Raw genomic sequence first — 25,866 nt, 5'->3', positions numbered from 1 at the left:
CATTTAGTTCATTTACAAAGGTTATCATTCATGAGTGTAGAAGCAGTCAATCAATTTTTGACCAAAGTTGCAGAAGATGCCCAACTGCAAGAAGAACTAGCAAAAGCGATGCAATCTGAAAACGATCGTCAAGCTGTAACAGAGTTGGCTAATAACAAAGGCTATGATTTCACTGGTGATGAGCTAATGCAGGAAATCGAAAAACGCCAACAGGCTGCTGCTGATGCGGGTGAGCTGAGTGAAGAAGAACTCGAAGCTGTTGCAGGTGGTGCTACCCCAGCTACAACCTTTTTCGTGGCAGGAGGAATTGCCATGACTGCTGGTATAACTGGAGGTGTTATTGCTAAAGCTAAGTGGTAAGCTATTAAACTTGGCTTTTTGCTTATAATTCTGAGCTTTTAAGGATGAGTTCTCTCCTCGGCATCTTTATTTGATTAGTGTAGGTAGCTTGAGAACATATATGCACTCAAGGGAAAAGGGCTATGTTCAATTGATTGGCATGGTATTCCTCAAGTCTAACCATTGAATACATAATCAACCCTCCAAAAGTAGAATGGTTAGTCTGAAAATATTTACTTTTTTGCCAATATACAAAATAAGTAAATACACTGTTAATTGCCACCAAAAAAGAACATAGTATAGGATACGAAGTTCGGCGAAATACAATCAATTCGATGTAACACAAAAGCGCCAACTCAAACAAAATCTTTAATGACAGCAATCGCATAGGGTAACAACAATGAGTATTGAAGCAGTAAATAAATTCTTAGATAAAGTTGCACAAGACAGCACAATTCAAGAAGAATTAGCTCAAGCAATGCAGGCAGAAAATGACCGTCAAGCGGTTGTAGATTTAGGAGCAAAACACGGCTTTGAGTTCACTGGTGACGAACTAGTCACTGAAATTGAAAAACGTCAAAAAGCTGCTGCTGAGTCTGGTGAATTGAGTGAAGAAGAACTTGAAGCTGTTGCTGGTGGAGCGTTTCCCATAATACCACTCATTGGCGCACTTGCTCCTATAGCGATAGCAGCAATCAATAAAGCCAAGTGGTAAGGTTTTTAGATAAGGCTTAGTCACTTAATTATAGATTCAAGCCGAAACTCGCTCTCATCCCCTCTTCATAAGTATTGGAGAGGGATGTTTGCAGAATCAAATAATCAGTTAGAGTTAATAAAAATGAGTATCGAAGCAGTAAATCAATTCTTAGAAAAAGTTGCTAAAGATAGCAATATTCAAGAAGAATTAGTTCAAGCAATGCAGGCTGAAAACGACCGTCAAGCGGTTGTGGAATTAGGAGCAAAGCATGGTTTTAACTTCACTGGCGACGAGCTGATGAATGAAATTGAAAAACGCCAAAAAGCTGCTGCTGATTCCGGCGAACTAAGTGAAGAAGAACTAGAAGCTGTTGCTGGTGGAGCAACTCCTACATTTACGACGATTGTACCGATTGTTACTGCTACCGCCCCCGTTGTTGTAACAATAGCCAAAAAAGTAAAGTGGTAAGTATTGTAGGCAAGTAAATCTGACTTAATACAATATTACAACTTTATTCCATTTCTCTTTTCTCAACAGAAACTCAATAGAGAATGGGTAAAATTTTGATATTGAATTGACTAAATCTTTAATTACAAAAATTAGAATAGGTAACAACAATGAGTATCGAAGCAGTAAATAAATTCTTAGATAAAGTTGCACAAGAAAGCAAAATTCAAGAAGAATTAGCCCAAGCAATGCAGGCAGAAAATGACCGTCAAGCGGTTGTAGATTTAGGAGCAAAACATGGCTTTGAGTTCACTGGCGATGAACTAATGACTGAAATTGAAAAACGTCAAAAAGCTGCTATTGAATCTGGTGAATTGAATGAAGAAGAATTAGAAGCTGTGGCTGGTGGTGCAAAAGCCACGATAGTACCAATTACTACCGTAATATTTCCTCACATCCCCACACTACCCACATTTCCCAAATTGCCCACAGCGAAATGGTAATACCAATTCTGTATGAGGCTGCGCTAAAAGCCCTCACTCTGGAAGAGTGGGGCTAGACAAACGAAGCCCCTCTTCAGGGGCTAAATTAGGCGCATCTTTATAAAGAAATGGTATAAGCTTTTAGCTAAGGCTTAATAAGTTAATAACAAACTTAGCTCAAGACATACTCTCATCCTCTCTCCAACAGTTTGGAGAAGGAAATAAAAAGGATTAAATAACTAGTTAGAAATTAGTTGGAGTTGAAAATAATGAGTATTTAAGCAGTAAATCAATTTTTAGATAAAGTTGGATAGGATAATCAAATTCAAGAAGAACTAGCTCAAGCAACGCAGGCAGAAAATGACCGTCAAGCGGTTGTATATTTAGGAGCAAAGCATGGCTTTAATTTCACAATAAATAAATTGCCTAACTCTATTTTTATAAGTTAGACAGTTTATATTTGCTATTTAATCTAAGCAATTGATGCTGCAATTAAATGTATGCGAAAGGGTAAATTTACCTCAGAATAAATTGAATATCTAAACATTTACGGTGATTTATATCGTCATCCTGAAAAAAATATCTGTACCCCATCTAGTAAATTAATATCTAGAAGTTAGTACGCAATTATTGCTTTATTGTCATTACAAATATCGAAATTTTGCTGAAAGTAAGTCTTGTTTTGATTTGTAATGACAATAATGACCGTTAAATCATATAACTCTAAATAAAAGTCCTACCAATAAATACTAATTATGGCACTGAAACATATCAATTACCAGCCGACAATGACTGAATTTTTAGTTAATAAAAAAACATTTTCCAAAAATCCTCTTTTAGTTATGGATATAGGAGCAAGAGGAGGTTTTGAACATCACTGGCAATCATATGGGGAACAAGTCTATAAAATTGGGTTTGAGCCTGACAAAGAAGAGTGCGATCGCCTGAATCAGCAACCAAATCGAAACAGTAAATTTTATGCAGTAGCTTTAGGTGAAAAAAGAGAAAAGCGGACATTTTCATTTTGTCAGTGGGGAGGTTCATCAGGTTTTTACCCAGGAAATAAAAATTTTCTGAAGCGCTTCCCCCATGATAATTTAGAGATGATGGAAGTAGTAAAAACTCTGGATATAGAAACTGTAGATTTAGATTCTTTTGTGGCTGATAATAAAATTGATGAAATTGATTTTATTAAGTTGGATGTTGAAGGAAGTGAATTAGATGTCTTAAAAGGTGCGGTTAGTTGTTTAAATGAATCCGTCCTAGGATTAAGTATAGAAGTATTATTTCATGAATCTATTCGCAATCAGCCAACTTTCAGTCACATCGATTTATTTTTAAATTCTTTGGGATTTCGTCTTTTTGATTTGGCAACATATCGACATGCCAGAAAAGCTTTACCTTTGCCGATGATTTCACAGCTGGGAAATACCAAGCAAGGACAGGTTTTATGGGCACAGGCTCTATACTTACGAGATGCTGTGAATGAATTAGAAACAAAGGAATCCGCTAACAAATGGAATAAGTTAAAAATATTAAAGTTAGCAAGTTTGATGGAAATATTTTGTTTACCTGATTGTGCTGTTGAACTTATTCAAATAGCAGCAGAAAAAAATATATTAACTGAAGATTTAGAGTTATTTCTGAATTATTTAACTCCACCGATTCAAAAAGAAGGTAATAGTGAGTATATCTCTTATCAAAATTACCTAAAGCTGTTCTAATGGAGAATATTTATATTTTAGTTGTAGATTGAGTGAGGGGGGAGAGAAGGTAGAGGGGGTAGAATAATATGAATATTTTTTCTATACACCTGTCAAATTGAATGAAATGCAATCGTTAGTTCTATCTAATTAGAAATGTTTTAATTTTTAATTTTGCTAGCTTGAACGATAAGGCACTATTCCGCAATTTACGGTAGTGCCTTACCTATTATTTATTAAAATTCAAAACTCAAAATAGATGGTAATTCTGGATATGCTAAACGTAATAATTGATAGCCAATACCGCTGGTACCGTGTAAAAATGCTGGGTTAAATACTGGACTTAGTATATTAGAATAAAGCCTAAAACCGCCTTTTTCTCGGGCTTGCTCGACTAATTTTATACTTGAGTTGCGAGCTATTTGTAATAATTCCGGACGGTTAAGAACTTGAGCGGCAACTAGTAAAGTTTCGATGCGTCCAAAGTTACCCCAAGCTAGATTATCTACAGTCGAAATCCCGCATTTTTGGGTAGTTTCTAAAGCTGTATTAATTTCTGCAATGATTTCTGGAGTGTTGAGTATAGATAAGCTATTTATACGCGCTAAGGCAATACCGGCAGCACCATGCGCCCAGCTAACTTGATACTGATTATTTTCTGTACGCAAATCTTGCCAGTTACCAGCTTCTTCACAAAAACAGCTTTTTTCATAAGCGATCGCTTCTTTAGCTGCTTGCAAAAATTCTTCTCGTGCGGTGATTTTACACAGATTTAATAAAGCATAAGCGATTCCGCCCGCACCTTGGGAAAAGCCTGTCAAAGCAATTCCATTCCAGGTTTTCCAAGTTTTGTACTCGTTTATAGATATTTGCTGTTTTAGCAAATGCTCGCCACAGTTAATAGCTAAATCTAATAGTCTTTTATCTTCGGGGTTAGTTTTATAAACCGCTAAAAGACCTAAAATCGCTCCTGCGACACCTCTAGTAATATCAAAATATTTTTCTGAGGCAATTGATTCTGGAGTAATTAATAAAGCTATATTTTTAGCGGTTGTCAATAAATTGTTGTCTGCTAACAACTTACTGGTATGCACTAAAGTATAAGCAATTGAAGCTAAACCCGTTGCTCCACCAATGCCCATCTTTCTGGTAAATCTCGCTAGTCTTTCTGATGACTCTGTTTTGTGTATTTGTAAAAGAGGTTGTAGAGAATGGGATGCTAAATTGCTCCATTGTGAGTCTTGAGTAATTTTTGCTAAAGCTGCCAAAAATAAAGCTATACCGCAATTGCCATCGTATAAATTTGAACCTAAAGGCTGAAAAAGAAAACCTTCGGTTGTAGTTCTGTAGCCTAAACCCAACCAAGCAACGCTACCGTCTTCACCAAAGGTTGCTGTCTGCTTCAGTTCGTTTGCTAAAGTAATTGCTTGCTCTACAAAAATATCGGGAGCTATGACATCTTCTTTCAGATTTTCCTTGAAATTTACAGCCACAGAATTTGCAGATAGTGCAGGTTCTTTAGTATACCGAGCCGCAAAAGTCCCTCGAATTACAGCAACTTGCTGAGCTAAATTAGTTTGATTCAAATTTTCAAGTTGATTGATAGCTGCTGTAAAACTTGGTTGGATAAATAAATCCGTTACAACTTCTTGGGTTGGTAAAGGTAAATTAGATTCGCTGGTATTTACCGCAAAAAAAGGAATATCACCATCTTCGGCAGCTTGACGCTCTGCATTTAAAATGCTGATTCTATTTAACATTGCTTCGTTAACAACGAAAGCGCGGGCTAATACTTCTAAGGCTAAACTACGTTTTATCCCTGAATCTAAGTATTCTGGAGAATAGCTATCTTGGATAATAGAATGGTAAATGTGAGTTGCTCGAAAAACATAGCGCACCTTTTGATTGGCTAGTTCCATTAAAGGGCTACCTGGTTTTAATAAAGCCTGTTTTTGGTTCTTAAGGAAGCGATACATTTGCTCAAAGCCAGTCACCAAACTTTCCACATAAGAAAGAGGAGATAAATTTACTCCATTGACTTTGGGAACATTAGCATGACTTTCAATACTAATAATTTCATAAGCAATATTCATGCCATCGGTATTAACATACCGTAGCTTCGGCATAGCACTTTTATATTCTTCGACTCCTCCGAATCCACTCAAATCAATTTCAACAGAATCTTTTGCGATTAAACCCTTTTGAGGGAGTAGCATTGTCCGAATCAGAGATTTTTCTAATTGTTTGTCGAGTATATCGAATGCAGATTGAGGAATTTCGGAGTTTGAATCGTGAGATTTTGTTGTCTGATGAGTCAATAATGTTTCTAAATCTATTAGTACTGGATGTTCTCCACTAGCAATTAAGTTTTCGTGGTGACAGTCGGTTGCTAAAAGCAAATGCATTATAGCTAGAATCATTCCCGCTCTTTGATAGTAACGTTCTGCTGCGGCTTCGTCGGGACAATCATCTTGATATACAAATTCCACCCATCCATATTTGGCTTGAGATAAAACGGTAAAAGTTTTTAAAGGTAAAGGACTGCCATTTTCGTTACACCAGGAAATTATTTTGTTATAAGCCAATTCCATTTCTACGTCTTTGGGTTTATATACTAATTTCAAACCCGTATCAAAAGTTAAAGCAGTTGCAGAGCGCCCTTGATTGTGCAAATCAGATAAATTAGCTTTTAGTTCAACTACCTTTTGCAAGGCTGTGTCTGGTGAAAATAGTTTTTCAATTGCTGGCAAATCTGTTCTCAGACGATTAATAAACTCTACAGTTGCATCTACCCAATAATCAATCGCAGTAGCTAACAGCTTTGCCAAAACTGGATATTTTTCAAATAAACCAAGTAAGCCATCTTGAAATAAATGCTTCAAAAAGGCATGATATTTTTCCTGGCTATTTTTGCCTTGCAATTGAATTAAGAAAAAATCTTTTAGGGAATTTCCCGAAGAACGAAATTCTGCAAATTCTGTAAACAGTGTTTTAATGGCAATATTTCTTAAACGATCTAGTAAACTTATCCATAAAGTTTTTTGCGCGTCTTCACCGAGTATATCTAAATCTACGCGAGATAAAAGTTGATTTTGAGCAACTTGTATAAAAGGTTGATAAAACGGTTCAAAGGGAATTGGGTTTTCTGATGAAAAGTCAGATAATTCTGTATTCAAGGGTTTTTGGGCGGCTTGCAGAACTAATTTTAAAGTCTGCCCCCAAGCAGGTAGAGGTTGAGACTGAGGATATTCAACTTCTCCTAAGAGAGTATGCAATTTATCTATATCTAATTTATCAGCAGCTAAACGCCGTTGAAACTGTTCTTTATTACCTTTAGCAAGAACTTGACACCAAAATTCCAGATGAGAATTTATTGTGGATTCATCGGATTTTGAGACAGTAGGAACAACATCTTGATTGAGACGCTCCGTTAAATAACTTGCTTTATTGACTAAAGTACGTAAGTAAGAATCCAGTTTCAGGGGTTCAGTTGCTAACATTGCGTCTGGTTAATTCAATAGTTGGAAAGCATACTCCTTGATTGTTCCCAGAAGTTTAGTCAAAGTAACGCTTAAAATTGATTTTTCTGTACTTACCCCTAAAATCTTAGATTCTTAAGTATTTATCATTAAGCCATTTGCCTAGCCATCAAACTTGCAAATAGACCTTCCTGTTGTGAAAGTTGCTCGAAGTTTCCCTGTTGCATTACTCTCCCAGCTTCAATTACATAAATGCGGTCTGCATTGCGGATAGTACTCAGACGGTGAGCAATTACGATGCGTGTCACCTGTAGCTGGTCTAAACTTTCACTTACAATTGCTTGGGTGCGGTTATCTAAAGCACTAGTTGCCTCATCAAAAATCAAAATTTTGGGCTTTAATACCAAAGAACGAGCGATTAACAAACGTTGCCGTTGTCCTCCAGAAAGATTGGTACCACCTTCGGATATTACAGTATGCATCCCCATTGGCATTCCTTCAATATCTTCGGCAAATCCTGCCATTCGAGCGGCTTCCCAGGCTTCATCCATAGTAATTAAAGCACCACCAGAGATATTTTCAAATATTGAAGCGCTGCTAATTCTTCCGTTTTGCAATACTACGCCTAATTGACGACGGACTGCCGATATATCCAATCCGGATAAGTCTTGACCATCATAATAAACTGTACCTACTTCCGGTGTATCAAATCCTAGCAGCAAGCGGATAATAGTAGATTTACCGCTACCGCTCGGCCCAACAAATGCAATAAATTCTCCTTCTGCTGCTTTGATATTTACATCATTCAAAATCAAAGGACCGTCTTCTCGATAGCGAAAAGATATATGTTCTAACTCTACTGTACCAGTTAGTTTTCCTGGGTCAGCTTTACTCAAATCTATCTCAGAGGTAGCTATCAGAATTGGTTTTGCACGACCCCATAAAACGATTACTTCTAAAATAGAAATAATTGTATTACTTAAACCTACAACACCACCCATAAAAGTTCCAAAAGCAGAATTAAATGCTAAGAAAGTTCCAGCAGTTAAAGGTGGAGAAGCTTGAGGATTCTGTGTATTTGCCCCGAACATTAAGTTAGCTGATAAAGCAAAAATAATTATGGAAGCAATGGTGGGAATTAAGATATTAAATAAGCCAACCAAATCTTCTATCAATTGACTGCTTAACATTAACTTTAGCTGTTTGGTGTATTTCTTAGACCAGTGAGCAAAAGCCCTATTTTCTGCTCCTGAAATTCTTAATTTAGAAACCCCACCAATTAACTGCACCATCAAACCGGAAATATCCCCTTGTATTTCTTCTAAAGGACGCAGCTTGCGTCGAGTGATAATACCAGAAATACTAGTAATAATTATTGAGACAACTGCTACACCTATTGCTACCAAAGCCAAGCGGGAATTGTAGTAAAACAACAAAGCTAAATTTAGTAGGGAAAAGAAGCTGGTAAAAATAGTTTGTAACGTGCTGCTGCTCAGATACTGACGCATCTGACTAATCGCTGAAACTCGCGATTGCAAATCCCCAATAGAATAAGCGCGAAAAAACGACATTCGCAAGGTTAATAATTTATCCCAAACAGCAGCTTGAGTGGTAGCGTCCGAACTGCTTTCCAATCTTAATGAAGCAAAGCTTTGTGTTAGTTGAAATACAGCAGTACCAAAGCTTGCTGCTAACAAACCAAAACTAATTTGCACTAATAACCCCCGGTCGGCATCGGGAATGGCTTTATCAATAATAATACTGGTAGCTTGGGGAGTTAGCATACCCAATAAGGTACCAATAACACCTGCAATAATTACTACAGCTAAATCTTTAAGCCTACCTCTAACTGCAAATTTAATCAGTTCTATGGCTTTAGATGCTTTCTCGGGTAAAGACCGATAAAACATATAAGCTACAGGTTCTAATTCTTCATTTTCAATAAACTTTTCTAAAGGAATTCGTTTGCAGATTTTCGGATCGAAGATATCGTAATTACCGCTGCTAGCAGGTAATAAAGCTACAGGACGTTTTTCCTCGCCAACGTAACCTATCAGGGGACCAGCATCTTTCTTCCACCAATTAGGGGTTAGGATGACGCGACGCATCCGAATCCGAGAAGCCCTTGCGATAGCCTCAATCGGTTCTTTAACGCGGTTTAAGTCTTCTGACTTTACGGGAGGTCGAATCGTAATTCCTAAAGTTCTTCCCACTGCACCAGCAGCCATTAATAGCTCGCTGTCTTCTTGAATAAACCCTTGACTTTTAGTCTTAAATATGGAAGCTAGTTCCCTTAATGAAGTCTCGGTAACTCGACGATTAAGCTGTTCTCTTGCTTGAAATTGAGCAAGCTTTTCTTGGCTTTCATCTTGTTCTAATTTCTCAAAATAGCGCAGAAAATCTCTGTGCAAATGTCCTAATTTTTCTGAAACCCTTTCCCAAGTATGCAAAACTGAGGCATCATCCCAAGTGTATGCAACCGAAGTATCAAAAATGCTTGAAGCATTAACGACACCAGGGAAAATCGAAAATTTCTCAATCCAAGTTTCTGCTAGTTGAATAAATTCTTTTCCTGCAGATTTTGGTATTAGTCGAGTCGAATCGTTACTTCTCAAAGCTTCAAAGTCGTCTTGAAGGATTTGAGTTAAAGATGCTTCCTCGATAGCAACAGCCAATATCCCGTATTTTTTCGGATGGTCATTGTTATCGTTTGATGTAACTATCGATTTAACCTTAGTAGAATCGATGGCAAATAATGCCTCTGTAGGATTGCAACTGAAAAGATAACGACGTTCGCTTACTGGTATCCCATCCTGTATTACAACTGCAAACAGCGCTACAGTTCCCGATTCAATCATCCAAACTACAGAAGGATCGTCTAAAAGCAACGGTTGATTGGCTTTAAAAATAAATTCATTTTTGGGTGCGTTCTTATCAATGTTCATTTTGAGGAAGTTAAGTATATGAATACAGTAATATTTGACTCAAATATAGTCGGAAAACAAGCAGTAAATTCTGATGCTAAATTAGTTAGTTCCGAAGCTGTTGAGTTATTATCCCGTTTGACAAAACGAAAATTACATCATAAGCAAGTAACTCCCGAATTGATGTTTTTAGCATCATTAATCACCATGACTTTTGGAGTTATGTTTGCTGATGGGGTAGTGACAGAATCGGAAACACAGTTATTAGAAAAAACTATCGATCAATTAATTCCATCAAAAGGTGATGTAACAGTATTAATTCAACAATTAATTGATGGCAACCGAGAAAATGCGGTATACCAGAATCCTTCTGAATGGTTAAAGTTGACGGCTAGTCTATCACAACAAGAAAGAACTTTGTTGATGAATTTTTCTTACGAAATGTCGGCGGTAGATGGACATATTGATGATAGCGAAAAAGAATATTTAAAAGCGGCAGGAAATGCTCTAAAAGTATCAACTAAATATACAGAAGTATTAGAAGCTTGGTATAGTGGAAAAAAAGTTGAACAATCGGCTTGGAATGAGTTACAAGATTTTATTTCTCCGCCAAATTTTAGCCATTTAAATTTGCGTTTTGTCAGCTTAGATGCTGTAGAGTTATTATCTAGTTTGACAGATAAAAAATTTGTTAAAACCGATATTAACGATACTTTAATTTTCTTAACTGTTTTACTTATCATCACTTGGGGTGTGATTGAAGCTGATGGAATGCAGGAAGAAGCTGAAAAGAAATTGTTAGCAAAGACTATTAAGCGTTTAATTCCTCATAAAAACAGGCAAATGCGGGAAATTATGGAAACTTTAGTCAATAAAGTACCGCAAACTGGTATTTATCAACATCCTCAAGAATGGTTAAAACTCGCGAAATCTTTATCGGAATCGGAAAAAATATTAATGATGAGTTTTTGCTATGAAATGTCTGCTGTAGATGGAGAAATCTCGATTGAGGAAAAGAAATATTTGCAGAAAGCCGCTGATTTCTTGGATATCGAGCATAAATATACAGCGGTATTGGAAAGCGGTTTTAGTGGTGATGGTATTGATGACACAAAAACTTTTAATCAGTTACAATCGTTAATTCATCCCGATAAATTTCAAAATATGGATGAGGTTTTTGTGGAAGCAGCTAAATATATTATTGATACTTTAGAAGTTATAAGTTTCTGATAATAGATTAAATCTACTACCAACATGCCCGCCTATGCGGGCTGAAACAAGTATGAGAATATTTATAGAGAAAATATTATTAGAGCTATCTCAAATTTTGGAGAAACCTGTTTTAAAAATTGGAGAAACTTCCATATCCTTCGCATCGCTACTACAGCTAGTTTTTTCATTTGTAGTAGTTATTATTTTTTGTCGAATTCTTTATAATTTACTCAAAAATAAATTACTTATAAATTTTGGCATAGATGAAGGTAACAGAGAAGCTCTTGCAACAATATTTACCTATATTTTTGGCTCGTTAGGTTTTCTAATTGTTCTGGAAAGTACGGGTTTTAATTTAGCTTCTCTAGCTGTATTAGCCGGTGGTTTAGGTATTGGGCTTGGCTTCGGTATTCAGAATATAACTGCGAACTTTATCAGCGGGTTAACTCTATTAGTTGAACGTTCTATTAAAGTTGGCGATATTATTGAATTATGGATATCAGAAGAATTTAAAACCTTACAAGGAAGAGTTAAAAAAATTACTTTACGTTCTACTGTTATCCAAACTCTTGATGGTAGTAGTTTAATTATTCCTAATAGCGAATTGGTGCAAAAACCTATTCTTAATTGTACTTACAACGATAGTAATGTACAAATTTGTCTTTCAATAAATATAGAATACGGAAATGACCCATTAATAGTTACTGAAATTTTACTTGATGCGGCTTACATGGAGCCATTAGTCGCTAAAGATAATCCCCCGCAGGTAATTTTTAACGGTTTTGCTAATGGTTATTTAGATTTTGATTTGAGAGTATGGATAAATCAAATTCAGGATAAAAATCATGTTAGAAGTATTTTAAATTATGCTATCGAATACAATTTACGCCGCCAGGGCATTTATTTTGTTACAAATCGATATGTAAATGAAAAGAGTTTTTCTTTATATTCTCAATATAACAAATTTGAAACTCAGCAAAAAAAAATATCTTTAAGAACTTTATTACGGCAGGTTATATATTTTCAAAATTTTAACGACCTAGATTTACGCAAATTATTAGAGATTGGATATCGTCAGCAAATAAAAGAGTCAGAAATATTATTTAAAGAAAATGATCCAGGGGATGCTTTTTATATTATTTTATCTGGTAAAGTGGAAGTTTTTGTTTCAAAAATCAATAAACATCTAACAACTCTAGGAAAAGCACAATTTTTCGGAGAGTTAGCTTTAATGTTAGCAATTCCCCGCACGGCGACAGTTAAAGCTTTAGAAGATACAACTTTATTTGTGATTAATAATCAAGGTTTTGAAAAACTTTTAAAAGGTAATCCGGAATTGGCGGAAGAAATAGTTAACGAGTTAGCGAAGCATCAAGAAGAATTAACTTCCCGTCAGCAGCAATTGCGAGAAATGGGTTTAATTGATGAGTCGGAAGATGATATTAATCCGGTAGTTTGGGTTCGCAAGCGTTTGAAGAAAGTTTTCGATCTTTGAAATATTTTTTGTATATAGATGTTTTGGAGGTGCAGCCCAAGCGAGGAAACAGTTAAGAAGAAAAATCGTTACAAGAAGCTGAATTAATTTTGGGAGACTTTTGGCTGTGTTGGGGCATTTTTGCAACTAATACCACATCACCCTTACCATCAACTACCCATCCGGTAGCTTCTACAATTTGATTTTTATTTTGATTTTTATGTTTATTCTCAACGCTTGACAAGCGATTGCGATAATTTTGATGATTGCGATCGTTAATATCAGAAGCTATATCTTGTATTGGTATTACATCATTTAATTCTGTATATATTGTGCTGCCATTAAATAAGTCATCGGGGCTTTGTGGTAAACCACCTCTGGGGCTGACAACAAAGTTGTTTCCCGCAGTTGCATCACATCCAGCTTTGATTTTTTGGCTGGAGTCAGTAAGGGTTTGGGGTAATTCGATTAATCCGGAGTTGGGATCTACGGCGATGGTGTTAATGTCTACTACACCACTAAAAGAAGCTCCTAAAGAAGAAGTTGCAGTAATATCGCTTTGCGGAGTAAGTTGCTGTTGAAACTGGGTACCCAAAATACCTTTAGCATTGATAATTACTCTACCTCCGAAACTTCCTTCTGAATTAGCGGCAATATCGCTGTTTTCTAATGCGACTAAAGTATTTGTGTCAATGTTTATATTTCCACCATCTGCACTGTTTTTTGCGTTAGTTGAAATGACACTTCCTTTTCGTAGCTGCAAGTTTTGGGATTGAATATTGATATTACCTTTGTCTCCAGCATTGACGTTTGCTGTAATTATGCCTTGATTTTCTAATAGAACAAATGGCGAATTGATATCAATGTTTCCTGCTGCACCGGTACCAGCTCTACCTAGAAGATTATCGGGATCGAAGCTGAGAAAATTACTAGCGTTGATAGTTGCTCCATCGCGGATAACTAACCGATTAGCTGTTACATTTAAATTCCCACCTTGCCCGTTTTCTTGAAGAGCGTTGGCAAACAATCCACTTTTAAGAGGTATATCACTCGATTGCCTAAAACCAACCAATTCTACTAAATTGGCTTTAATCTCCATATTACCAGCATTTCCTTTTCCAAAAGCGATCGCAGTAATTTGTGCCCCATCGTATACTTGCAAGTTAGCTGTTTCAATAGTTAAATTACCACCATTACCAAAGTCATAAGTTGTAACATCAATTCTGCCTGCATTGTCTACTTGCAAGTTAATTGTTTTAATAGTTAGATTACCACTATTACCCAAACCAAAAGTGCTACTCGATAGAATACTTCCATCAGTAACTATCAAGTTTTTGCTATTAACAACTAAATCGCCACCAGTTCCAGTTGCGTTGTCTTGGACATCCGCGAATAAATCGCTTGCACTTATTTTAAGTAATTCTGTAGCTGTAATATTTAATGTTTTTCCAAAGCCATCTCCATCAGTATTTGTAGAAATAATTGAGTTTCCTTTCAGGCTTATATTTCTACCTCGTACCTGAATAGAACCTCCACTGTTTCCGCTGGCATCGATATTAGAGGCATTCAAAAACTCAATATCACCGTACTCAATACCTAAAGGGGTTTTTAAATTTATTCGTCCGTTACTATTAACTAAAGAAACTTCACCGTTAGTGACTGCAAATAAATCAATTCCGCCTGCTGGTGCAGTTAGTTTCCCACCATCAAATTTAATATTTCCGCCTGCTAGGGCTAAGGATTTTTTATCTGGTACTTTTAAATTCGATGTTGCTGTACCGCGCACTTCAATATTTCCGCCATTACCTTTATATTGCAAACCCAAAGGAACATTTATAGTCAAAATCGGATTCGCTGAGGGGTTAACTGCATTAAATTCTCTGCCATCAGCAAATTTAATATTATCTGCTGTAGAGCCAACAAATGAACCATTAATATCTAATTGGGCATTCTCACCAAAAATAATTCCATTAGGATTAATTAGGAATAAATTAGCATTACCCAATACTCCTAACTTTCCCAAAATTAGGGAGGAATTTTTTCCCGTAACGCGAGTCAGAATATTTTCGATATTACCCGGATTGCTGAAGTAAGCGCTCTTACCACTACCAATATTGAATTCTTGAAAACTATGAAATAAGTTAGAGCCACGAATCGTACCGCCATCAATCCTTTGAACTGAATTAACGGGATTAACTAGAGAATTTTCTTTTCCTAAAGTATTATCAGGTATTAACTGTGCTTCAACTTCTGAAACTGGTAAAAGTAAAAAGGTGACTGATAAAGCTAATAATATATAGTGGAGATCGCGCATTTATTTTTCTCTAATAACTATTTGACTAGCTCGATGAGTCTGCCAAGGTAATATTTATAGAGTTCCCAGATGTAGAGATAAACTAACATAAGGGAATAAGCTGTTGTGCATTAGAAATGCACAATACTCTTGGAAGAAGGAAGAAGGAAAAGGGAAGAAGGGACAAGGGTTGTAGCCGTTAATCAATGCCAAATAAATATATAAGTTAAATGCCTAGCAGCTTAGGAAACCAAAAACGGGGAAATGCGGCTTTAGCTATCAAAAAAAATATCCCGCAGGCGGATAAAACTACCTGGGGATGATTGACTAGTTGTAAATTTATAAATTAGTAAAGTAGCCTCAAATATCCATTAAGCAGGAGGTCTACACCTATCACCACGTCCGCACGAAGAACTAGAAATAAGGGATGAAGATTGAGAATTAATAGATTCTTCTGCTGAATTATTATTGGCTGTAGCTACACTTGGCATTAAAAGTAGCATGGATACGCCCACTAAAATTGATAGTTTAATTTTGATTGCTTGCATGGTTATATCCTCGCTTTTTATCATTTATTATCTGATTGATTTAAATCTACTAAATAAAATAGTAATTTATCAATCCTCTTTTTATAACACTATGATTTATTAGATTGGGATTGAATTTATTTATTTTCCTTAAATAATGATTAATAATTTCGTAAAGATGATTTACTAAAACATCTGTATCATTTTTTCAAATAATCATAAATTCGATTAACCTATTTATCAACAATTTTATACTTAGTTATCTTTAAATAAAATATACTAATTAATATCTTTTTAAGTATTTATACTATTTCTAAATTGCTAATTAGAGGTCATCTATCTCTTTATTTTTTTAGGTTACATCTCGTAACTGCTTACTACATGCTCACAGCAGCAGCACCATTCTCAAAATTCTTGTGTCGAAAATAAATTTATTATTTAAATATTGCTCTAAATATTGCTTAAATCCTGTTTTTGCATCGATAGGATTCCAAAAAATCATTCAAACAGCTACAAGTAGCGATACGGTAAATTTTGTTACAATGTATTTGAAGCGCCTCGTCATATTATTTACACCAGATTGAATAACCTTAAACGGAATTAGTGTCAGCAGTTCACAACCTTTATAGTAGTAATTATCTATGTCTGGAATTTTTTCCTTTAGCGGTCGCTATCGCATTTTACACTTGACTTGGTTTGCTTTTTTCTTAAGCTTTGTAGTCTGGTTTAATTTTGCTCCTTTTGCGACAGCGATAAAGACGGAATTTGGTTTAGAGCCTGCACAAATTAGAACCATTGCTATTTGTAATGTTGCTCTTACGGTTCCCGCACGGATTATTATAGGGATGCTTCTCGACCGGTTGGGACCACGGATTACCTATTCTTGCTTGCTGATATATGCAGCTATACCCTGTATTACCTTTGCACTTGCTCAAAACTTTACCCAATTGGTAATTAGCCGTTTAGCTTTGAGTATTGTTGGTTGCGGGTTTGTGATTGGAATTCGTATGGTTGCAGAGTGGTTTAATTCTGAAGAAATCGGATTAGCCGAGGGGATATATGGTGGCTGGGGTAACTTTGGCTCGGCTGCATCAGCATTTACTCTGCCGACTATTGCTACGATAACAGCTGGTTTAACTGCGAGCCAACTTAACTGGAGACTGGCGATCGCTTCTACAGGAATTTTGGCTGCACTATATGGAGCATTCTATTTCTTCAATGTTCAAGATACACCTCCAGGCAAGGTGTACCAGCGACCTGAAAGCAGTGCCGGATTAGAGGTAACTAGTAAAAAAGACTTCTGGTTTTTGCTGGCGATGAACGTTCCTTTAGTAGGAATTTTAGGTGTAATTGCTTGGCGTTTGCAAAAAGTAGGGCTGTTCGGAACAGGTACGATGTATCTGATTTTTGCTGCTTTGGTAGCTCTATATTTGTTTCAGACATTCAATATCTTTAAAGCTAATAAAGCTTTAATGACAGGTGCGAAAAAGTACCCAGCAGCAGACCGCTATCAGTTTTCTCAAGTTGCTCTGTTAGAACTGGCTTACATCGCTAGTTTCGGTTCGGAATTAGCAGTAGTTTCGATGCTGCCAACTTTCTTTGAGACAACTTTTGGTTTAGCTACAGCATTGGCGGGGGCAATTGCGGGAACCTATGCCTTTATGAACCTGCTTGCTCGTCCAGGAGGCGGTTTGCTGTCTGACAAAATTGGTAGCCGTAAATGGACGCTAGCTATAACCCTAGCTGGTACGGGAATTGGTTATTTAATCTTTAGCAGTTTGGGTAAAATAGCTCTCCCTTTAATCGTGATTATGACGATGTGTGCCTCTTTCTTTGTAATGGCGACTGAAGGTGCGACTTACGCTATTGTCCCTTTAGTAAAACATCGCGTTACTGGTCAAATAGCAGGTTATGTAGGGGCTTACGGAAATGTCGGAGCAGTGGCATATCTGACTATCTATAGTTTGCTTCCAGAGGGTGGAGGAGGAGATCAATTCTTTTTCCAAATGTTAGGAGTAGTAGCTCTGATTGTGGCTAGTCTTTGTGCCTTTTTCCTCAAAGAACCTACAGAAGGTCATGGAGAACCAGAATTACATCTGACTCCAGAAGGATCGAGTCGCATATAAAGAGTGAGGGAGTGAGAGAGTGAAGGAGTGAGGGAGAGGTAATTGAATGGCGTTTTTGACCCAAAAGTCTCGATAACCGACGAAACACATCTGAAAACTAAAATCTTTGTGGTGGTTGGTTCTGACGTTCCTGTTGAAGTAAAAACAATGAGACTTGTGGAATCAAACCCACAGAGATTGAACCTCACCCCGCCCTAACGGGCACCCCTCTCCTTATTAAGGAGAGGGGGAAGGAAGTAGTTTCGTATATTGCACCCAACGACAAACCACTATATATCAAATTACATTTCCCATGCCCAATGCCCCATGCCCAATGCCCAATTCCCAATACCCAATGCCCAATGCCCAATTCCCAATGCCCAATTCCCAATTATCTATTTATCCTTTTTCATCGACTTATAGATTGAATCAAGATATGCTTCAACTTCAGGTGGCTTATTAGTAAAACGAATGTAAAAACTATTTTTTGATGCTGCTGGTTTTTCTAAGACTTTGGCGTAAATATCTCCACTTTTTTCTGCACCATTTATAGATACCAATAAATTCATTTTCATATTGGTTAACGGCTGGGGAATCGAAATTACTTCATCTGAATTTACCTTAATGCATACTTCTGCGGCATTTTCGGAAAGTTGAATTAGTTTTGCGATTTGAAGAGTATCGCTAATATCTTTACCATCTAACACTGCATATTCAAACATTATTGGTTGCGATAATTTTACAAATAGTTCCTCTTCTTGCTTCAAATAAAGATTGTAATCCCCAGCAATGCCGCCAACTTCATAAATGGTTATCGGTTGCTGGACTCCTTTTGGCTTAACTTGTCGCTCTCCGATAATTTTTACAATCGGCTCGACTTGTTTTAAAGTAGATTCAGAAATAAAGATTTGTCCGCCGACGGTATAAGATTCAATCCGATAAGTTAAATTAACCTGCTTGCCAACAATTCCATACTTAGTACGTTTCTCCGAACCAATATTTCCCACTACAACTTCCCCGGTATTTATACCGATGCCCATTTCCAATTTAGGCAATCCCATTTCTTTTATTTTTTGATTGACTGGTTCCATTGCTTGCTGCATCGCCACAGCACAAGCAATTGCTCTGGTGGCATCATCTTCCCTGGCTGTAGGTGCCCCAAAAAGCACTAAAATACCATCTCCCATAAATTCATCAATTGTCCCTTGGTATTCGGTAATTACATCCGCCATATATCCCAAATAGAGATTGATAATTTTGATTACTTCTTCGGCTGGTAATCTTTCCGAAGTAGCTGTAAATCCACGTAAGTCAGAAGTAAAAATTGTAATATTACGACGCTGCCCTCCTAATTTTAAACCTTCAGGACTTTCGAGCAAGTTGGCAACAACTTCATCATTCAAATAGCGCCCAAAAGTTTTACGAATTTTACTAGCGCTTTGAGCCAGAAAAGCAGTAACACCAACCGCAGAACCGAATAATCCTAGCATCGGCGGAATAACGGGAATCCACCAACCGTAAAGGAAAGTCAGATAGCTAATGCTAAGCAGACAAAAACCTGCCAATACAAGACTTACAAGAGGTAATATCTTGCGCTTGCTCGAACGCAACAGCCATATTAAAATAGCTCCAACTAAAGACCAGCTAAAAGTCCATAACCATTCAAACTCCTCGTTCCAGGTTTTTATTAAAGGGCGATCGCTCAATTCGGCATCTAATATTTGACTAATAGCGTTAGCATGAACCGTAACTCCTGCCATTCGGCGAATATTCCTAAACAAATTTGCGCTGTAGGGCGTATAAAATAAATCTTTTAAACTTGATGCAGTCGCACCGATAAGTACAATCCGATTTTTCATCAAGTCTTTGGGAACCCGATTTTCTAAAACATCTATTACAGATACGCTCTGAAATTTTTCGATATCACCGCGATAGTTTAATAAAACCTGATAATCACCATCTGGAGTGCGAACATAACCACCATCATTGCTTCCAAAAGGTGTAAATACAACTTTACCAACTTGGATTAATTGATTATCCGGGGGAGCTAATCCAACGTAAATATTCATAGCATTCAAATAAAGATAAGCAAGTTTAAATGAAAAGCTAAATATTTGATTGCCATCTTTATCTGCTAAGTAAAAAAAGCCGCGACGGATTTTACCATCTGCATCCAAAGGAAAATCATTTGCTCCGACTCTATCTAATTCTTTTAATATTGGTGGTGGATTAACTGTCGCACTATCAATACTTCCAGCTACTTTTTGTACTCCTACCAAATTGGGTGTAGATTCAAATACCTTAGCTAACGAATCATAACCTTTACCAACTGGCTTATCTCGGTAAAAATCGAGTCCAATCGCACGGGGTTGATGTTGTTTTATTTTTTGCAAAATTTGAGCTAGCTTACGATCGGGAATCGGGTATTCTAATTTTCTTATCGCTTCTTCGTCAATTTCTACGATGACAATACGCTCATCTTGTTTTTCTGAGTTTCGCAATATAAAAAGTTGGTCGTATGCTGCTAATTCCAACATTTGCAAAAGTCCACTCAAACGCACCAACATTACAAGTAAAGTCACGCTAGGAGCGGCGATTAATACACTACTCCACTGCCAAACTTTGTTTTTTAATATTTTCCACATAGCTACAATATTCCTTTTTCAAAGATTTGATTTTAATAGACTACTCCCCTCCCGGTAGAAGTTTTCCTATAAAAAACCGCAGAGAGCGCAGAGAAAATAGCTTTTATAGGGGAGCATCCCAATGGCGGCAAAAAGCCCGCAGGCTATAAGCCTGGGGCTAATACTACGAAGCCCACCTGCGTGGGCTTAGAAACTCTCATAGCCCACGCAGGTGGTGAGTCTAGTTGGGGGTGTCGGTTTCCGTCCCCCAAACTAGCGAACCCGAAGGGGCTTTGTTTTTGTAGCCGCACCCATAAGCGGGTGTCGGATAAAGTATTTATTCCTGCATTGGGATGCTCCCTTTTATAGAGACAGGTAATGTTAAAGCGAGATAGGATTAGGAAACCTCACCCCGCCCAACCGGCACCCCTCTCCTTGTTTTGAGAGAGGGGAAAATGTATTCGGTAAAAACTAGGAAAGCAAATCGAAAATAAATAATAATTCAGATTTTCAGGTTTATTTTAAGTGTAATTACGTACTATTAAATAGTGAGATAGTCAATATTGACCTTAATTGTAAAACTATCGTTATAACATGACTATTAACTAAGTCTTGAGGCTATTTATGATTTTTTTTGCCGAACTGCGTGTAAGTATTTAACAAGATAGATAGGTCGAGTTAAGTGAAGGGTAACCCAATATCTAAATATTAATACTGAACTAGATATTTTTTTTAAGTTTTGATGATGCCATTCAATATTTAATATGACAATATAAGTAAAGTTATTAGCTATTAATTAACAGTAAATCATATTTTTATTTAAATTAATTATTATTCTGGTGTAGAAATCAATGCGTCATATAAGTATTTTCTCTACTCTAAACTCAATATTACCGATAATTTTTAGCTCGGTATTATTTGTAAATATTCTCGAAGCACAAGCGCAGTCAGTAATTCCCGCAAGAGATGAAACGGGAACTGTAGTTAATAATAATGGTAATCGATTCGATATTACTGGCGGGCAATTTTCTCAAGATGGTAGCAATCTGTTTCATAGTTTTCAAGAGTTGGGATTAAGTCAAAATCAGATTGCGAATTTTCTCAGCAATCCTGGAATTCAAAATATTTTTGGGCGGGTAATTGGCGGTAATCCTTCTGTTATCAATGGTTTGATACAGGTGAGCGGCGGTAATTCAAATTTGTTTTTGATGAATCCATCGGGAATTGTATTTGGCAACGATGCAAGTTTAAATGTACCGGGTGATTTTACTGCGACAACTGCTAATGGTATTGGATTCGGGAATAATTGGTTAAATGCTTTTGGTAAAAACGATTATGCAATTCTGACGGGTAAACCGATTAGTTTTGCTTTTACCATGAGTCAGCCGGGAGCAATTATCAATGCTGGAAATCTTAATGTAAACAATGGTAATTTAAGCTTGCTTGGTGGCAGCGTTGCGAGTACGGGAAATTTAGAAGCAGCATCGGGGAATATAATTGTATCCGCTGTTCCCGGAAAAAATTTGCTGAGGTTGAGTCAACCGGGGAATTTGTTAAGTTTGGAAATTGAACCGATTTCTACTGCTAAAAATCTTCCTCAACCGGGGAATTTAACGATTGCTTCCTTACCGGAAATGCTTACCGGGGGAAATAGCGGCGTTACAAAATTAGTTCGCAACAGTAACGGGGAAGTTGAATTAAAAGGTTCGGGTTTGACGCTGAATCAAGGTGATGCGACTGTTAAAACTTTAAATGCTGAAAATGCTTTGCTATCAGCAGATGGCAATCTAACTTTTTTCGAGAGTCAGTTGCAAACTACAGAAAACCTGACTTTATTAGCTAAAGATACGGTAAGAGTAAGGGATAGTGCGACGAATCCCTTTATTGCAATTGCTGGTGGAGACTTTTATCTGAGAGGCGATCGCCAAATTGATATTTTAGCCTTGAATCACTTGGATAAAACACCTTTTGTCAGCGGTGGTGATTTAAGTTTAGTTAGCAATGGCATAATTTCCGGCGATGCTCACTTTGCTAGTGGCGGTAAATTTTCAATTCTGAATTTACAGGGTGATGGTGGTAAGTTTATCAGTCTTTACGACCCAATTATTAGTTCTGAGGAAGATGTTACTTTTGGTAGCTATGTCGGAGCAGCTTTAAAAGTTGAGTCGAAAGGTAGCATTACAGTAGAAGGTGATATTGAAATTACCAGCCTAGATTCTGATATATGTCAATCAACTTGTTCTGCTGATGCTCAAATTTTAGCGAGTGAAGCTGCATTAATTTTAAGGGCTGGAGTAGCCGAGCTTGAAGAGCCTACTTTTAATTATCCCTCTGGTTTTAATGATGTACCTTTTACTGTTCAAGGTACAGCTACATCACCAGCAAATGTAACAGTTAATGGGGATATTATCACCAGTTTTGATGAAAGTGTTGGAAGAGTTGGTAGAGTAATTATCAGCGCACCAGGAAATATTACTACGGGTAATATATTTACTGAATACAGTTCGGAAGAATTTTTTGTCAATGATGCATTTGGGGGTGAAGTAAACCTGAATGCGGGAGGTAATATTTCTGCAACCGAGATTGATTCTAGTGTCGATATAAACGCTGGGGATTTTGTTGGTGGAGGAAATATTAATCTCGAAGCTGGTGGGAATATTGTTGTACGAGAAGGTATTAGTTCGGAAGCAACTACATTTGAAAATGTTGACCAAATTTCTGCTGGAGACATCAATATAAAAGCTGAAGGCAATGTTGTTATAGAAGATGGTATTAATGCAAAAGTATTTGTAGGAAGTGCAAATGATATTTCAGCAGGAAAAATTAATGTTGATTCCGGTGGCGATATTTTTGTCAGCGAAATTAAATCTTCTGTGGATGTAAATGGTTTTATTACATCACCTAATAATGCTTTTGGAGGAGAAGTTAATTTAAAAGCAATCGGCGATATTGTTAATGGTTCAATTAATTCGGGAGTGGTTTTATCTGCGACATCTGATAATGGAATAGCGGGGAATATTAATTTAACAGCAGATGGTAATATTTATGTTGCAGATGTTGAGGCTTTTGTTGAGCTAAATGGTGTTTCTGCTCAGAATGCTGCTGCTGGTAATATAAATATTAATTCCGGTCAAAATATTCTTTTTGGAAGCGTTAATAGTAGCAATTTTGAAGAAGAAGATTCTCCCGTGGGTAGAGGTGGAGATGTCAAAATTATTGCCGATAATGGTACTGTTAGGGGAGGGCTGTATGTGTCCGCTGAAGATCGAATTGAAGAAGAAGAAAATTTTGTCCGAGCATTAGAAATACCAGAATGGTTCAAACTTCCAGAAGAGATTGATATAGGAGAAGGAGAACTAAAATTAATAGAATTAAATTTTCCTAACACTATAGCTACAGTTGGAGAAGATTCATCTGGCTCTGTAGAAATTCGTCACGATGGCACTAGAGAAAATGTTCCGTTTATTGTCGGAGATGCCAGCCTTAACGGTACCGCTGGTGCAATTAATACTGGTACTAATATCATTTCACCTACTACTGAATTTCCTAACCCCGGTACAGAAAATCAAGGAAATATCAACATTACTTTTACCAACACTCCTCCCGATGTAACGGTAAATTCTGCTCTAAATATTACCGCAGAAAATCAACCTGTTACTTTTAAACTAGCAGATATTGGCACTCAAGTTATTGATGTAAATAACGATATTACCGAGTTGAAAATTAATGATATTGCACCACAAGGAACATTAAAAATTAATGGTAACGAAGCTACTGCTGGAGATATTATTACTTCTGAAGATAGTTTAGAATATATTCCCAATGCTAACAACACGGGAAACATAAATGCTTTTACAATCGTTGCTAGCGATAAAATTTCAGTTTCCACACCTACTGAAATTCGCGTCAATATTTCCGAACAACAACCCGAAATTAACCCCGAAACCGAAAACTATCGGCAGAAATTACCCAAACCGCCAGAATTTAGAGAACCACCTTTATTAAAAATAGATAGAACATTCAATCAAAGCAGTCGCCTCGAAATTGATAGAATGATGGGTAAAGTGGAAGATTCCTTTACCAATGCATTTAAAAACTATTTGGGAAAAGAAATCGATCCAACATTAAAAGGATTAGTAGAAGCAAGAAATATCCTAAATTCTGTTGAAAAAGCTACTGGCATTAAACCAGCTTTAGTATATGCGATGTTTGTACCGGCAAGTCTTGCTTCTGATTTAGAGCTTGACTCAAAACTGAAAAATACAAAAACTAATTTCAAAAAAGATAGTGATGTTTTAGAAATACTTCTCGTTACCGGCAAAGGTAAACCGATTCGCAAACAGATACGCAGCGCAACCCGTGGCAACCTATTAAAAGTAGCGCGAAAATTCCAGCGTGAAGTTTCCAATCCGCGAAAAAGTACCACAAAAACTTATTTAAAACCATCAAAACAACTTTACCAGTGGGTGATAGCTCCCATAGAAGCAGAATTGCAAACTCAAGGAATTCAGAATTTAAGCTTTATTGTAGATGTAGGATTGCGTTCGATACCGCTAGCAGCATTAAATGATGGTAATAGTTTTCTAATAGAAAAATATAGCATGGGTTTGATGCCCAGTCTCAGCCTTGCCAATACAAACTACGCTGACATTAAACAAGCCGAAGTTTTAGCAATGGGAGCTTCAGAATTTACCGAACAAAATCCTCTACCTGCCGTACCTTTAGAAATTAATACTATTTCCAAACAGTGGAAAGGCAGAGCCTTCCTTAACAACAGTTTTACTTTAGAAAACCTCAAATCCCAACGTTCAAACCAGCCTTTTGGGATAATTCATCTCGCAACCCACGCAGAATTTCGCCCTGGAAAACTGAAAAATTCCTACATTCAACTATCAAACCAAAAATTGCGGTTAGATGAAATCAGAAAACTAGGATGGAATAATCCCCCAGTAGAATTATTAACTTTAAGTGCTTGTCGAACAGCATTAGGAGACAAAGAAGCAGAACTAGGTTTTGCCGGATTAGCCGTTCAAGCTGGCGTAAAATCAGCATTAGGTAGCCTGTGGTATGTCAGCGACGAAGGCACTTTAGGATTAATGACGCAGTTTTACCAGCAGTTGAAACAAGCACCAATCAAAGCCGAAGCCTTAAGACAAACCCAAATAGCCATGATTAAAGGGCAAATGTCATTAGAAAAAGGAATATTACAGCTACCGCAATCAAAAAATATTATTCCCATTCCATCCTTAGCCGGGAGAAGCAGAAAATTCACACATCCCTATTATTGGTCATCTTTTACCTTAATTGGAAGTCCGTGGTAAAAATAATTGGGCATGGGGCATTGGGCATGGGGCATTGGTAATGGGTGATTGGCGATTTAAATTTTTTGATTTAAAAGTAGGGTGTGTTATCGCGGAGCGTAACGCACCACGCACCACTTTTAAGCGAAAGTTAAAGTCATCTTAAAACGAATAAATAGGGTTTTTTAGATTTTGTATTAATCATTTATAGCGAATTTCAGTTGAGTAGAATACATTATTACCTCACCCCGCCCTCCGGG

At 36.9% G+C, this 25,866-nt stretch carries 14 protein-coding genes; 9 read left to right on the top strand and 5 right to left on the bottom strand.

Annotated elements, in window-relative coordinates; genetic code table 11:
* The first annotated feature begins 30 nt into the window (after positions 1–30).
* The 5 genes from RIV7116_RS30315 to RIV7116_RS30295 all read left to right on the top strand — a co-directional run bounded on the left by RIV7116_RS30315 (position 31) and on the right by RIV7116_RS30295 (position 3,689).
* Entirely contained in the window at positions 31–360 is a 330-nt protein-coding gene (locus RIV7116_RS30315) for a Nif11-like leader peptide family natural product precursor (protein ID WP_015122163.1), read from the top strand.
* Positions 361–739: 379 nt separating this feature from the next.
* Complete coding sequence (locus RIV7116_RS30310) at positions 740–1,054, top strand: Nif11-like leader peptide family natural product precursor (protein ID WP_015122162.1); 315 nt, start codon at positions 740–742, stop codon at positions 1,052–1,054.
* Between the two features lie 123 nt (positions 1,055–1,177).
* Positions 1,178–1,504 (top strand): Nif11-like leader peptide family natural product precursor, encoded by a 327-nt coding sequence (locus RIV7116_RS30305; RefSeq protein ID WP_083894164.1) that lies wholly within the window; start codon positions 1,178–1,180, stop codon positions 1,502–1,504.
* Positions 1,505–1,653: 149 nt separating this feature from the next.
* Positions 1,654–1,986, top strand: a complete 333-nt coding sequence (locus tag RIV7116_RS30300; RefSeq protein ID WP_015122160.1) for a Nif11-like leader peptide family natural product precursor — start codon at positions 1,654–1,656, stop codon at positions 1,984–1,986.
* A 734-nt stretch (positions 1,987–2,720) separates the two neighbouring features.
* Positions 2,721–3,689, top strand: coding sequence for an FkbM family methyltransferase (locus tag RIV7116_RS30295; RefSeq protein WP_015122159.1), 969 nt, complete (start codon positions 2,721–2,723; stop codon positions 3,687–3,689).
* Between the two features lie 215 nt (positions 3,690–3,904).
* On the opposite strand, the gene RIV7116_RS30290 is transcribed toward RIV7116_RS30295, so the two are convergent.
* The gene (locus RIV7116_RS30290) at positions 3,905–7,168 is read right to left on the bottom strand and encodes a type 2 lanthipeptide synthetase LanM family protein (protein ID WP_015122158.1); all 3,264 of its coding nucleotides are present in this window, start codon (positions 7,166–7,168) and stop codon (positions 3,905–3,907) included.
* 128 nt (positions 7,169–7,296) lie between these two features.
* A complete protein-coding gene (locus RIV7116_RS30285) occupies positions 7,297–10,092 on the bottom strand; it encodes an NHLP bacteriocin export ABC transporter permease/ATPase subunit (RefSeq protein ID WP_015122157.1) in 2,796 nt (931 codons plus the stop codon).
* A gap of 18 nt (positions 10,093–10,110) precedes the next feature.
* Here RIV7116_RS30285 and RIV7116_RS30280 point away from each other — a divergent pair, with 18 nt between their 5' ends.
* Together RIV7116_RS30280 and RIV7116_RS30275 are read left to right on the top strand one after the other, a co-directional pair.
* Complete coding sequence (locus tag RIV7116_RS30280; RefSeq protein WP_015122156.1) at positions 10,111–11,301, top strand: TerB family tellurite resistance protein; 1,191 nt, start codon at positions 10,111–10,113, stop codon at positions 11,299–11,301.
* Between the two features lie 52 nt (positions 11,302–11,353).
* Entirely contained in the window at positions 11,354–12,778 is a 1,425-nt protein-coding gene (locus tag RIV7116_RS30275) for a cyclic nucleotide-binding domain-containing protein (RefSeq protein ID WP_044292536.1), read from the top strand.
* A 52-nt stretch (positions 12,779–12,830) separates the two neighbouring features.
* Here the strand turns inward: RIV7116_RS30275 and RIV7116_RS30270 are convergent, their stop codons facing one another.
* Both RIV7116_RS30270 and RIV7116_RS36170 read right to left on the bottom strand, forming a co-directional pair.
* Positions 12,831–15,071, bottom strand: coding sequence for a filamentous hemagglutinin N-terminal domain-containing protein (locus RIV7116_RS30270; RefSeq protein ID WP_015122154.1), 2,241 nt, complete (start codon positions 15,069–15,071; stop codon positions 12,831–12,833).
* A 350-nt stretch (positions 15,072–15,421) separates the two neighbouring features.
* Positions 15,422–15,598: a hypothetical protein gene (locus RIV7116_RS36170; protein WP_015122153.1), complete on the bottom strand. Its 177-nt coding sequence runs from the start codon at positions 15,596–15,598 to the stop codon at positions 15,422–15,424.
* A gap of 620 nt (positions 15,599–16,218) precedes the next feature.
* Between RIV7116_RS36170 and RIV7116_RS30265 the strand changes: the two genes are divergently transcribed.
* On the top strand, positions 16,219–17,703 hold the full coding sequence (locus RIV7116_RS30265) for a NarK family nitrate/nitrite MFS transporter (protein ID WP_015122152.1): 1,485 nt from the start codon (positions 16,219–16,221) through the stop codon (positions 17,701–17,703).
* Positions 17,704–18,077: 374 nt separating this feature from the next.
* Here the strand turns inward: RIV7116_RS30265 and RIV7116_RS30260 are convergent, their stop codons facing one another.
* Entirely contained in the window at positions 18,078–20,327 is a 2,250-nt protein-coding gene (locus RIV7116_RS30260; protein ID WP_015122151.1) for a CHASE2 domain-containing protein, read from the bottom strand.
* Positions 20,328–21,157: 830 nt separating this feature from the next.
* Between RIV7116_RS30260 and RIV7116_RS30255 the strand changes: the two genes are divergently transcribed.
* Positions 21,158–25,627, top strand: coding sequence for a CHAT domain-containing protein (locus RIV7116_RS30255; RefSeq protein ID WP_015122150.1), 4,470 nt, complete (start codon positions 21,158–21,160; stop codon positions 25,625–25,627).
* Positions 25,628–25,866: the final 239 nt, after the last annotated feature.

Source organism: Rivularia sp. PCC 7116 (genome assembly GCF_000316665.1).
Classification (GTDB): Bacteria; Cyanobacteriota; Cyanobacteriia; order Cyanobacteriales; family Nostocaceae; genus Rivularia.
This window is presented reverse-complemented; position numbering and strand designations above follow the sequence as displayed.